Here is a 12,288-nt window from a genome sequence, read left to right as displayed (position 1 = left end):
GTCAGTTCGCGCGTTGCAGGCGGCGGTAAATGTTGTTGGCGTAGATGAGCTGCTTGTTCGAGGAAACGGCGTTATAGGCACCGACCGCTTTCCATGTCGGGCCGAACTGCTTGATGTTCGAAGCCAGGATCCAGGTCCCCACATAGGCGTTCACGCAGGCATCGAACAGGTGTTGCCGGGTGATGCCGAAGCGCCCCAGTTTTGGAAGCCAGGACGAGTTGATCTGCATCAACCCAATGTCCTCGCTTCCATCGGTATTGCGGTTCGTCACATACGGGCGCATACCTGACTCCTGCTGCGCGATGGCGCGTACCACTTGAACGCTGACGCTGTGATAGCGCGCGGCATCGTCAAGACAGTCGGCACGCGCATGCACGGAGACGGCCGCGTAAAGCAGCGTCGAGATGTGAATCAAAGTCCGGTTCATGACGCGGGCCGATCAAAGAACCGCACATCGTGCTTGCGCAGCACGTTGACGACGTTGCCGTCGGCGTTGACGATGAACTGGTCGGCCGTGCCGTTGAATTTGAAAAAGCGGCCCTTCTGCTCGCCCGAGCCCATGTGCGCCACGTCCGCGACCGTTACCTTGCCGACGGTGTCAGCGAACTTGAAAAACGTCGAGCCGTTTTCATCAAACACGCTTTGCAAGGCAGCCTTGTTCGCAGTGTCGAACTCATAGACGGTTCCGGCGACACGGGCGACTTCGACCTTGTCGGTGCCGTTGGAAATCGTGAAACGCTCCGCGCGGTTGAAGGTCACCACGTCAGTCGCGTCATCCCACTTCGGACGCAGCGACTTGCCGTCTTGCCCGGTCACCTTCAACTCAGTAGTGGGCTTGGCGGAGAACTTGATTTGAATGTGGCTGTCGTCACCGTCGCGGATCGCTAGCGCGCCGAGCTTCGCGGCCAGGACGGACCCCGATGCGGCGGGCGCGTCTGTGTCGGTCTTCTTCGCGATATCGGCAATCGGGTCCGTGGCCGGAGTGACACTCGATGACGCGGTGGCGGGATTTGCTGCGGCCTGCGATACAGGCGCAACGTAGTTGACGGCCACCGACTGCGGAGCCGAGCGGCGAAGTGTTACATGGTGAGAGTTGAAATCGACGTCGGCGTACAGGTCGGACGCGGCCACCAACCGATCGAGCGACTGCATCCAGTTCTCGCCATCACGTGTGCCGAAGCTCGCCGAGGTCGTCAGATCGATGTCTTTCTGTGCCGATCCCGTCCAGCCCTGCGGCACCAGCGCTTTAACCAGTTGCGCGAGCGGCAGCGTGGCGTTCAAAGGCCGCGTACTTTCGAGGCTGCTACGCGGCCCGATGAGCGCAAGGCGGCCAGAGAAGCCAGAGAAACCGGAGGGCGTGTCGCTCCGCGCCTTGTCGCCAATGAAGCGATTGGCCTTCTTCCAGTAAGCGGTGGCGCTCGAGCCGCCCGCCGAGTAACGGATCACCTCGGGCGTGCCCGGCACAACGATGTACGGTCCTTGACTATGTCCCCCGTCCACGCGCAGCGATTGACCGGCACGCGGCTGGAAATAGGTGTCGTTGCCATCGTTGAAAACGAGTGCCGGTCGCTCAAGCACATTGCCCGCGATCTCATAGTCAAAGTCGAGCGGGTCGGTGCCAGCGGCCACCGCATTGAGGGTGACTGCCGCAAGCGCAAGAGTGAGAAGAGAGAGCGTGTGCTTCATAGACCGCGTTCGATTTGAGAGAGGTGCTTCACGAAGCGCGCGAGGTATTCGCGGCCCGGTGCGGGATTGGCGCTGTGGTAGTAGGCGACCGCCTTCACCGCGGAGTGCGTGAGCCGGTAGTTCTCGTTGAGGATGTCTTCGGCGACGCGGATGTTGGTCGCCGGCGCAAGGGCATCCCAGGCACTCGCGAAGCGCTTGCCGTGGTATCCCCAGTTCACTTGCATGATGCCGACGTCAAAGTTCGACCGGCCCTTGCTGATCAAGTAGCTGACCGCGCGATACGCGTCTTCGCGAGTGCGGAAGAAGAAGCCGCGACCCGCGACATTCAACGTCCACGGCCATGCACGACCGTTGTAGGCCGACTCATTGAGTGCGATGCCAGCGAGAATTTTCGGATCGACGGAGGTGTGCATCGCGTCGAACGGCGCCTGCGCAGATGCGCACGACCATCCGCCACGCCGCTCAGTGATGCTCGCTTGGGCCTCATCGGTCAGGGACGCGGGGCGCAGCCAGCCCGCCTTCACGAACAGGCTTTCGAGGCTGACAGCCGATCCGTCGATGCTGATTCCAACACCGCTAGCCGTGGCCTCAACCGATTGGCCCTCAAAGCGGTTAGCCCACGCCAGAAACGGCTTAAGTCCACATGCGTACACCGGCTCGCCCGGTAGCTCAACAATTGCGCGTTTCGTGCCGTCATCGACCACGATGCGCGTGGGGCTGATGATCGAATCGATCGTCGCCGCGTGTGCGCCGAACGCTATCGCAGACAGACAGGCAGCCGCCCATGCCTTAGTCATGGTACGGCTCCATGACGATGTCCTGCGTCACCTGCACCAGGAACTTCTGGCCCGGTTCAACGGTGATCGTCGGCGGGATATTCTGGTTGCGCTGCATGACGGTTTGGGCCGTCGCTGCCGCTACCTGCCCCGCCGTGTCACCGTAGGTAGTAACGCCATTCGGGGTCGCCGTCGTCGCCGTCTGCGAACTGCTGTCGAACGCCTTCAGCAAAATCGCCGTAATAAAGCCCGCGCCGAAGATTTTCAGGAAGTGGTTGTTCACATCGCCCGAGAACCCGGCGTAGCCGTTTTGGTCGGCACCCTGCATGCCGTTGAGTGGCACGCTCTTACCATTGGGCAGACGCAGACTGGTCGAAGCGACCAGCAGGCGCTCTTGGCCAACTTTGACGTCCGCGCTGTACATGCCATTGATGAACGCGCCCTTCGGGATCATCAAACAGTCGCCGCGCAGGCTGTCGTAGATGTCCTCGTCCACCATCAACGACACGCGACCCGGCTTGTCCGAGTTCAGCCCCTCCACCGTCTTGACGTGGATGACGTGCGGCGGCGTCAACGTGCAACCCGTCGACCGGCCGTTGAAGGTTGTGCGTTCGATGCCGCCTTGCGAAGCCGCATCGCGCAGGAAGGCGCGGTCGCGATTTTCCGGTGCTTGGCCCTGCTTGGCCAAGGCGATCGCCATCGCATCGGGGGTGTTGGCTCCCGCAGCGTTACGGGCAGCTCGTACCTCGTCCAACGAAGGGACGCCAGCGGGCAGTACGCCGTTCGCTTGGTTCGCCGAACGCGACGCGCCGGCCTGCTTGAAAACTGACGACGTGTAGATCGCGTCTTGCGCCGCTTGGCGGGAAAGCTCGCGCGTGTCCGTGCCCGAGCCTGCGACTTCTTCCTTGAAGTCCGCGCCAGTTAGCATCGGTTTGACGGCGGGCTTCGGCGCCGCTGCCTCAGAAGCTGCGCGCGCGGCAGCCTCCGACGCCGCTGCGTCGCGCTGCTGACGGATCATCTGGTCGATGTCGTTGTTGTTCGCAGCAGTGGGCGTTTCCGTACTCGACTTGAGCGCGGTCGCCTTCTTGATGCGCGCCTCTTCGTCTGCCTTATTCGTCGCCTGTAGTTGATAGTAGAAGCCCAGGCCTCCAATGACGACAGCCGCCAGAATGCCGATGCTCATGATCGCATTGCGCGGCGTCTTGCCTTTGACGAGGGTTTCTTGCTCCGCGGTAGGCGTAGCCGAGTCCGGTTTCTTGGCCACGATCAGAACACCCCAAGCAAGCGGCGGCGGCCGCGCGTCACCTTGACCTCGTCCTTGCCGGAACGTAAAACGATCTCGTCGGCCAGACGCTGAAGGACGAGGAAGTCTCCGCGGCGAATGAAGTTTGCAACGACGCGATCGCCGTGGTCGAGAATGAACGGAACCGGCCACTCCTGAGCCTTGCCAGGCATGCGCATCCAGACCGCATGGCCGTCGTCAAAGACCGTCTCCGGTGTGAACTCGGCGCGGCCATCGACGCTGTAGTCCCAGTTCAGCTTGTCCGGCGCAACGCTGATGCTTCCGGAGTCGCTACCACTGCGACCTCCGTTCGCCGTCGCGTCCTCGCGGGCGCTAACGCGAGCCATCGGCGCGCGCGGATATTGGAAACGCACCGTCTGATAGAACATGCCGCCCGCCGGTGAGGCGATGAGCGTGAAGTCGTATTCGCGAAGATTCGTAGTCAAGTGCAGCGTGTTGACGAGGTCCGCCTTGTGGGGCTTGATGAACACATGGTTCATCTTGTCGTCGTCGATCTCCCACTGGACGCTGTCGCCCATCGCCGGGTCAGCGATCAACTTCTCTCCCTTCTCCAGCTCGATTGTCGTGAGCTTCAGCGGTGCGGTCAGCACGCGGTAGATCTGGTCACAACTGTACGGAAACACGCCGATGCGAGCGTCGCCGGGCATCGTCAATGGATCAGCGCCGCCGTTGAACGGATTGATCGGGCTCATCGGGTCGCCCGCGACCATCGCGGCATTAAACGACGAATCGCTGACGGCTTTCTTCGCCGCAGCCGGTTGAGCAAGGAACGCTGCACATGCAGCGAGAACGCACATGCCGATGACCGGCCGTTTGTTGAGAATGGTTGCGGTCATGCTTATGCGGTCCGCTCGAGGCGGAAGAACGGAATGAAGATGCCGAAGGGGTTCGTCGTCAACGCCTGCTCAGCAGTAGGCGCGACGATTTGATAGCGCAACGTGAGCGCGTACGACTTCACGTCCGGCTTGCCGGTCGCGCCAGCCTGCGAGGTCGTCGTCGTGAACTCAACGAGAACCGTCGAGTCTTCGAGCAACGCGATATTGCGCACGTCTACTTCGCGGATTAGCTTCGGGTTGGCAGTGATCTGCTGGAACGGGGTGTCGGCCTTCAACCAGTCGCGGAACTGACCGGCTGCCGCGCCGATCATCTGCGCCTTCACTGCGTTGATGTTAGCGGTCATGCGCGAAGTCTCGAGCCGGTCCGTTAGCACGGGCTCGATCGTGAACCAACGAACCGCCATATCTTTGACGGTCGTGCGCACAGCTTGCGAGTCTGGCTTGTAGGCGACGAGCTCTGTCACGATCGGATGGCCGCCGGTGTCGGCAGAGACGCCCACAACGCGAGTGACCGACGGCGGAGGTTGCCGCGTCCAGACAGCACCGGCCGCGACGATGGCGAGGCCGAACGAAATCAGCATCCAGCGGTTAGCTTCGAGCGTGAGCCTCGTGCTCGTCTCGAAAATCACCTTGCTCGGATCTTCATCGGCATATGAGCCGGGGGCCGTGGACAGCGCGGCCCGACGCTTGTTCTTGAAAAGACGCATGGCAACCCTTTGGAATGGTCACCATTGAAACAGCGCGAGCGTCCTTTTTTTAGCGGAAAGGCGGGTAGTTTTGTGCGTCATTGCACTGTGCGCCCTAACGTTGCCTGTTAAGGCATCACCGCGGACAGATGCGACTTATCATGATGAAATGCGTTTGCCAGAAAGACGCCGTTCTTATGCGTCTTTTCGCCTAATGTCGGAGGTTCGTTGGGGTAGGCCTCCGGTCGGTCGCATCGTCTAAACTGTTACATTTAGCGTAAGTTTGCCAAATGTAACAGTTTCTCCCGACGGTTTTCCCTTTGAGATTCAGCCACTTAGGTTGAACCGATCACTTCGAGGTGACATATCAGTGATATGGCGCGCGCTCTGTGGCGCTGACGAATGCGGCAACTGGACATCGCAGACGACGACTAGGAAGCGGACGGCTCACCCTCTTCCAACTTCCATCTTGTGATGCTGTGCTGGTCAAACAACCACTGACCGAACATCAGCTTTTCTTTGATCGCGCGAAACCGTCCCGAACTGTACGACGAGACGCCACCGCCGCTTTCCGCATACGAGGTCACTAGCGCATCCAACTCGCGCCGTCGGAAAACCTTCAGTTCAATTGCTGGATCTTCCTGCGTGGGGCCGGCCTGTGTCTGGGCCGTCGGCAATTGCTCGCGCTTCGAGACGTCGACGTCGGTCACGTCATTGCCGCTTTCCCAAACGGCTCGCATATACCCACCGGCGTTCTTGATGTTTCGCTTGTTCCTAACCTGTCTTTCGACGTAGTCAACAGCGCGTGCTACCTTGTCCTGGTCTTCTTGCAACCACGCAACCGCGAGGCGATCAGCAATGTTCAGCGCGCGAAGTCGTGCGTAGAGTTCCGACTCCTTCAATCGTTGAACATCTTCCGAGTCGGCATTGTCGTACATTGATTTCTGCGGGTTCTCTTCCACTAGGAATCGAATCTTCGCCACCCTCCTGCTCTCTCGCTGATACTCAGGCTGCACAAGGATGTTTGAAACAGTATTCACCTCGCTGACTGCTCGACCGATGACGTCGCGGTTGAAGTGCTTGAAAGTGTCGTATACCCCGGCCTCCGCATTGAGCAGCTTCCGCCAAACCTCCACCGGGATCCAACCTGTCGAGCCCGTCTTCTTGAATCGCAGGCAGTTCTCCCATAAGGCCAATCCGAACTTTCCGTTGAAGCGCTTCTGCATCCCAACGTTAACGATCAGATACACGTCCGGATTAGCTAGTCGTTCAGAGAGCGCGCGGCTGTACTCATAAGTACAAATGCCGTCGCGAATGTCTGCAGCACTCAGCATGGTCGTTACGCCCCATGGAGAGTCATCGACGGCGTTCAAAAGGTCGAACTCAACCGGCGTCGTCGCGATCTGCTTCAGTGACTTTTTCAATGCGGCGGTGTTCTTCGAGTCGAACCCGAGCATTTCGCTCAGCAACGCCACTGGGATACGGTGAACCTGTTCCTTAAGTAGGTTGTCGTACGCGTTAGCCAGCAAGACGTTCACCAACTTGCGGTCCAAGAGACCGAGTGCGCCGCCTACGTGCACCGTGCCGACGTGCTTGCGCAGCTCCAGCGGAAGGGCCTGCCTTTCGGCAAGAATGTTCAAAGTCTTGGGGAGTCGCTTCCTAGTGTGAATGGTCGGCACGATGTGTCGCATTTACGTTTTGTACGTCCGTGATTCTAGAACGGAAAGGTCGAGATCTCAAACAACGATTCCCGACCTTTCAACGACGTAAATGGTTTCGATACCTATCGGATGATGAGCGTCGTGTCGAAGATGCTTAGGTCGGGGTTTGTGGGGCGAGCACCGCTCTTTGCTGCCCGCGATGCGGATGTTGTCATGGGATCGACATCGGACAAGGACGAAACACCCCCATAAACACCGACCTTTCCGGCCCTTTGTCCAGGGTAACGTGTGCTAGCTCCCCATAAACCCCGACCTTATGAGGCGTTCATGTCCCGAGGACTCGTGGCTTGCCCACAAACACCGACTTAGAGCGCCGCTCGGGCTCTAACGGGCATGCAAAAGTCTAAAGGCCGTCGTCCAAACTACGATGCCCCCCATAAACCCCGACCTTTCGGTCTCCGGCCATTGGTGCCCTTGAACACCCCCATAAACCCCGACTTTTCGCAGTCCGCCCGTCGATGCCCCTGAACGCCCCATAAACCCCGACTTTTCAGACGACGATGGCATACGTCAGCCGGCCCTGTCGTCGTGGCTGGCGCCTAAACGGATGCCGCTCCCCACAAACCCCGACCTTTCCCGACAAATCCCGATTTTTTTGGGACGCGGCTCGCTGGGTCGAACCGGGTCCTCAGTCGCAAATCGTCCCTCGTCAAGGGGCCGCTACCGCGCGTCCGTTAAACCAAAGCGTCGCCCCACAAACACCGACCTTTGCCCCATAACTTCCGACCTTCGAACGTAAGGACTTGTGCCGAGCGATGAAACACCTTACCGCACAAGGCTAGGTGGACATTGGCAGCCCCCAAGGTGGTCGCCCCATAGACGCCGACCTCTCCCCATAAAGTCCGACCATTTGGTCGATTGCGGCCCCATAAGTCCCGACCTCACGCCCCACAAAGCCCGACCATATCTCCGGAAAACCCACGCCCGTAGGGGCTCAAGCGCGGCCAAAGGTTTACAAGGTGTTGTTTTATTAAACAACACCATTGTTGGCTTTTGATAAATTGCTTTTCGTCACACCATCTTGTCGCCCATTTTTTCGATGGCTCGGAACCCGCTGTCAACTCGTCGAGGCTTGTTCGCTTCATGCAGCGAATTTAATGCTGCGTGTCACACGCGATCGAGAACTCACTGGCAACGAATTCTCTGACGACCATTTCGAGCTTCGCAACGATGAGGGCTTGCTGCTGCTCCGAGAGACCGCTTAGTTTGAGTTCAGTTCGCCCATCCCGATACTGCTTCAACGCTCCTATTTCACGCCCGTCGGGAGCTTGGAAAGGCACGTTTCCACTGTAGTGGGTCTTCTTAGCAGTTCTGGGTGGTGAGGTGCTGTCGAGCTTTTTGACATGCTCTTCTAAGCGCCGAACAGACATCTCACCGGCCAAAACCAGTTCAAGGATTCGCTCGGCTGCGGCGTTGCCAGCCTTGTCAACGATGAGTTTGATGTTGTAAGCGTGAGCCAAACCTACACCTTCTTTCGCTGCCATTCGTTCCAGGAACGCCTTGGGCAGTTTGGCAATATGCAACGTCTTTGAAACCGTCGACTTCGTTACTCCAAGGCTCTCGGCGAGCGCGTCTTGGCTCTCGAAGACGGACTGAGCAAGGACTCTCTCCCATGCCACTGCGTCGTCGAACACCGTTTGTTCGGCGCGATTCCTATTAATGCTGCTCGCACGTATGTATAGGTCTTGATCAGTTAGCTCTTCTACAAGTTCACAGTCGATCGTTGTCTCACCAAGGCTCTTCTTGGCCCGGAACCTCCTCTCCCCGTCAACAATGACGTACTTTCCCGGGAAGCGCGCGTTTTTTGTGACAACAATCGGGACGTGTTGACCTTCGCGACGCAACAAGACAGCGAGTTCGTCGATGTCGGATGAGTTGTAAAACTCTCGGGGATTGAAGGGGTTTGAGACCAACTCCTCGAGCGCGACGTGTAGCCTTGGGACCTTCGAAATATCCGCGGGTGAACCAGTTGCGCTGGTGTGGGCTGCGAGGCCATCCGAGCCATTCAGATTGGGCGATTTTTCCCCGGTCGTTGCGCTGAGGCGCCCGTCCACGTCAAGTTTCTCGCTCGCCATACCTTTGCGAATCGAAGCACCCAGACCTAGCTTCGGCGCGACAATTTTTTCCTTGTGTGCCACCTACGCCTCCATTAGTCCTTTGATGGTGAGGATCTCTTTCGCAACGGCCAGTATCTCCTGCTTCGCTACCTTCGCGGTTCGCTGTCCCTTAACGGTGAACACCGTGGCGCCTACACCGATCGCTGTTTTATAGATTTCACGCTGGGCGATAGTGCTTCGCAGAATGGGATAAGGATTGTCTTCCTCCATGGCCGCGCGCACCTCACCGTAGCCAGTCGTCTTCGTGTTGACCTTATTGAAAACCACCCCACAAGCGGTCGCATCGCTCCCAACCTTTCGGCGGACCAGTTGAAGCATCCCTACCGTGCTCCATGCGTCTAAGGCTGACGCATCCATGGGGACAAGAACGAAGTCGGATGCCGCGATCGCGACCTCCGTATTCTTGTCATGCACGCTCGGAGGACAGTCGACGACGATCAGGTCATAGTTTTCCGCCATCCTCTTGACTTCGCGTCCGAGGTTCGATCCGGCGGCAGCTAGGTTGACGACAGTAAACGGATATGGCTCGTTACTAGCGCTTGTTGCTCTCATGGAAGAATTTTGAGAGTCGGCGTCTATAACGAGTACCCGCAGGCTTGGGTCATCATCGCAATAGGCTCCAGCCAGATTTAAGGCAATCGTCGTCTTACCGCTTCCACCTTTTTGGTTCGCTACGGCTATGACTAGGCTCATGGCTTGACTCTTCGCAAAAGTTGAAAAGATATTATATCTGTGGCACAAGGCAATTCAACATCGCGAGAGCGTCCCCGCACTGCGGTTTCCACGTGGAAACCTAAAGGCGAAGGTAGTTTCGCCGACAAACAGTGAGGAGGTAACTACTTTGGAACACTATGTAGGGAAGCAGCTGGCACATAACCCGTTGGCACTTGCCGGCCTGTATCGCGACGGCTTGGGGCGGCAATGGAAGAACCAGACGGAGGCCGCGCGTGCGTTGGCGAAGCTAGGGGTCCGGCGGGAGCACGTCAACAGAGCGGCGCGGATCGGATCAATGCCACCGGAGATTCTCACGCTTTTCCGAGACGCGGGCATGTTCGACAAGACGGCTCGAGAACTTCTCTCACTCCAGAGAACCGACGGCCTTGAGGTTTTGGTGCAGCGAGCTCAGTCAATTTCGCCTGAAGGTAAGTCATGTGCCGATATCGTCCAACTGCTCAGCGGACAGCCGCGTAGAGTTCGACAGCGGCAGCGTTCCTCGGTCGGTGCATCGTCGTCGCCATTATTGCGCGCCGCGCGATATGCCGAGGGCGTCGCGAGCAAGGAGTGGTCGACGCAAGCGGCTGCTTCGGAGTTAGCGGGATGGAACGAAGGCCGCCTCTCAACGGCAACTTCTGTCGCGCGGCTTCCAGGCGTCATAACGGAGCTTTTTGACGCTAAGCGTTTCACTACCCAGCATGCCTTGGATCTGCTCGCGATCGTGAAGTTACTGGGCGTTTCCAAAGTAGTGAAAAATGCGAACCTGCTTCATGAACGGCCGAGCCGTCGATCGTCAAAAGAAATCCTCAATCTCTTGGTGGCGGGAGACAGCGCGCCTGATTGCGAAGTGAGTTCATCCCGAAAAGGTACCAAGCTCACAATCTCTTTTAGTTTCGATGTCAGTCCTGCCCGGAGCTGCCTTGTGGACGTCAAACAATTGAAGATGTTGGCAGCGTCCGCCCTGAAGAATTCGGTTGAACTTTCAAGTTGAACGTGCGGGTCAAGGCGAGTTTGCTTTTTAGTGAAGCCAAAGCACTCGCGTCCGACGTTAGTAGGCAAGCTGCAGGCGGCAACTTGAGCCCACCGGCCGGGGGCGGTCTGGACACGGACACAGCGGTGCCGCGAACCATGTCGCGCGGCCGCGGCAAGATGGGTGAAGGCGCATTCTTGGTTTCCAGGTCGAAACCATCCTTTGCGGGATTTGACGACCTCACCTACGACACCGTTCCAATTTCAGCCCCGCTATCACGATGAGCGCGAGCCTTATCCAATGCACCGGCAGGCTAACGATGACGTTGGCATACCGTATGTTCGTCTCTTTGCGCTCCAGGGCACCGGGCACGAGGAGTTTAAACCCGGGTAGCCGCCAGTCAGTTTCCACGTGGAAACCGGCTTTGGACACATCGCTGCCCGGTTGAATCAGCCGCCTGGCATGGTTCGTTGACACTGAAGACCCGACGCTGGCGAGGTCCCCAACTCCCAAGTCGCATCATGGGTGCCGCCTGGTTGGTTGCATCAGTATCTCACCGTTTTCCTCCCGATGACTGTCAGTTAGCCTCCAATGGGCATCACAGTGGCAGCAATTTTTGCGGTTGTGGTGACAAAAGTCACCGTTATCTGGCAGTTAAAGGGTAGGGCGATCGCGCAGACACAGGCCTATTTGGGGAGCCGCACGGCAGAGGCGTGAAGGAGAAGGCAGGGACGAAACGGCAGTCGCCACACCCCGTCACCGAATCATCACGCAACCCCGAGGAGTCGGTTCTCCAACAGAGACAGAGAGGGGGACGCTAGTCTGCCGAAGAAAAGCGAGTTTATAAAAATGCTCCTTGACCTGACATCGGGCGCGCGATGAATCGCAAGGAAAAATATTGGCTAACCAATTCAAGTAATTTCGTCTGTGCCTCGCTTCTATGGCTAAAAAGCGACTTTTGATACTTGGCTACTTGCGGTACTTTGCGCCGCCTCTTCGGCGGAGGCCGCCTTCTACTCGTCGCTCCTTGCAAAAGTCTGGCCGGCCTTTTTCGGAGCAGCGATGTCAGTGCCCGTTAGTCAGTGGGGCCTCGTGGCTTGGGTGTTCGTGGTTTCAATGACCTTCCGTTCGGCAAAGTCGATATACTGAATAAGAGCCCCGCCGGCAAGAATCAGCGGCATGTGTGTGCGCGGCGCCGTGACCTTGCGGCAAAATGCGGGTACGATACTGTATATATATACAGTGGCTGCCCGTTACCATGTCTCTTCCAGCGTTCCTCCCTGTCAGCTACCACGAACTTAGGCTGCTTTGGAGTCGCTACCGGGGGCGCGACGCTGATGTACAGCGTCTGGTTCTGGAGGTACAGCGGTTCCGCGGAGTAGTCGACGAGGCATACCAGCTTCAGCAGGTGATTGAAAAATGCTGGCGGGAGGAAGGTCATGGCCAGCTTGTAGCGCTAGAAAAACTTCGCTTGCTGCT

General features: G+C 58.2%; 10 protein-coding genes. 1 reads left to right on the top strand and 9 read right to left on the bottom strand.

Going from position 1 to position 12,288, the window contains the following annotated elements:
• Position 1: 1 nt before the first annotated feature.
• The 9 genes from QCE69_RS38130 to QCE69_RS38090 all read right to left on the bottom strand — a co-directional run bounded on the left by QCE69_RS38130 (position 2) and on the right by QCE69_RS38090 (position 9,818).
• Positions 2–427, bottom strand: coding sequence for a lytic transglycosylase domain-containing protein (locus tag QCE69_RS38130; RefSeq protein WP_309935990.1), 426 nt, complete (start codon positions 425–427; stop codon positions 2–4).
• Positions 424–1,686, bottom strand: coding sequence for a TrbG/VirB9 family P-type conjugative transfer protein (locus QCE69_RS38125; protein WP_309935989.1), 1,263 nt, complete (start codon positions 1,684–1,686; stop codon positions 424–426). The genes QCE69_RS38130 and QCE69_RS38125 overlap by 4 nt, the downstream gene beginning before the upstream one ends.
• Positions 1,683–2,483: a transglycosylase SLT domain-containing protein gene (locus QCE69_RS38120; protein ID WP_309935988.1), complete on the bottom strand. Its 801-nt coding sequence runs from the start codon at positions 2,481–2,483 to the stop codon at positions 1,683–1,685. The genes QCE69_RS38125 and QCE69_RS38120 overlap by 4 nt, the downstream gene beginning before the upstream one ends.
• Complete coding sequence (locus QCE69_RS38115) at positions 2,476–3,726, bottom strand: TrbI/VirB10 family protein (protein WP_309935987.1); 1,251 nt, start codon at positions 3,724–3,726, stop codon at positions 2,476–2,478. Before QCE69_RS38115 ends, QCE69_RS38120 begins: the two co-directional genes overlap by 8 nt.
• Positions 3,727–3,728: 2 nt before the next feature.
• On the bottom strand, positions 3,729–4,601 hold the full coding sequence (locus QCE69_RS38110) for a TrbG/VirB9 family P-type conjugative transfer protein (protein ID WP_309935986.1): 873 nt from the start codon (positions 4,599–4,601) through the stop codon (positions 3,729–3,731).
• Positions 4,602–4,603: 2 nt separating this feature from the next.
• Complete coding sequence (locus tag QCE69_RS38105; protein ID WP_309935985.1) at positions 4,604–5,308, bottom strand: type IV secretion system protein; 705 nt, start codon at positions 5,306–5,308, stop codon at positions 4,604–4,606.
• A 410-nt stretch (positions 5,309–5,718) separates the two neighbouring features.
• A complete protein-coding gene (locus QCE69_RS38100; RefSeq protein ID WP_309935984.1) occupies positions 5,719–6,978 on the bottom strand; it encodes a replication initiation protein in 1,260 nt (419 codons plus the stop codon).
• 1,124 nt (positions 6,979–8,102) lie between these two features.
• Positions 8,103–9,146: a ParB/RepB/Spo0J family partition protein gene (locus QCE69_RS38095; protein ID WP_309935983.1), complete on the bottom strand. Its 1,044-nt coding sequence runs from the start codon at positions 9,144–9,146 to the stop codon at positions 8,103–8,105.
• A complete protein-coding gene (locus QCE69_RS38090; RefSeq protein WP_309935982.1) occupies positions 9,147–9,818 on the bottom strand; it encodes a ParA family protein in 672 nt (223 codons plus the stop codon).
• A gap of 148 nt (positions 9,819–9,966) precedes the next feature.
• Here QCE69_RS38090 and QCE69_RS38085 point away from each other — a divergent pair, with 148 nt between their 5' ends.
• Complete coding sequence (locus QCE69_RS38085; protein ID WP_309935981.1) at positions 9,967–10,830, top strand: hypothetical protein; 864 nt, start codon at positions 9,967–9,969, stop codon at positions 10,828–10,830.
• The last annotated feature ends 1,458 nt before the right edge of the window (positions 10,831–12,288 follow it).

Origin of the sequence: Caballeronia sp. LZ032 (genome assembly GCF_031451315.1) — a bacterium.
Classification (GTDB): domain Bacteria; phylum Pseudomonadota; class Gammaproteobacteria; order Burkholderiales; family Burkholderiaceae; genus Caballeronia.
Note: the sequence above shows the minus strand (reverse complement) of the source record. Positions and strands in the feature narration are given on the sequence as shown.

Excerpts from the sequence above, each read along its gene's own strand:
- QCE69_RS38110 (WP_309935986.1), bottom strand. The coding sequence starts at position 4,601 with ATGACCGCAACCATTCTCAACAAACGGCCGGTCATCGGCATGTGCGTT.
- QCE69_RS38130 (WP_309935990.1), bottom strand. The coding sequence starts at position 427 with ATGAACCGGACTTTGATTCACATCTCGACGCTGCTTTACGCGGCCGTC.
- QCE69_RS38125 (WP_309935989.1), bottom strand. The coding sequence starts at position 1,686 with ATGAAGCACACGCTCTCTCTTCTCACTCTTGCGCTTGCGGCAGTCACC.
- QCE69_RS38100 (WP_309935984.1), bottom strand. The coding sequence starts at position 6,978 with ATGCGACACATCGTGCCGACCATTCACACTAGGAAGCGACTCCCCAAG.
- QCE69_RS38120 (WP_309935988.1), bottom strand. The coding sequence starts at position 2,483 with ATGACTAAGGCATGGGCGGCTGCCTGTCTGTCTGCGATAGCGTTCGGC.
- QCE69_RS38090 (WP_309935982.1), bottom strand. The coding sequence starts at position 9,818 with ATGAGCCTAGTCATAGCCGTAGCGAACCAAAAAGGTGGAAGCGGTAAG.
- QCE69_RS38105 (WP_309935985.1), bottom strand. The coding sequence starts at position 5,308 with ATGCGTCTTTTCAAGAACAAGCGTCGGGCCGCGCTGTCCACGGCCCCC.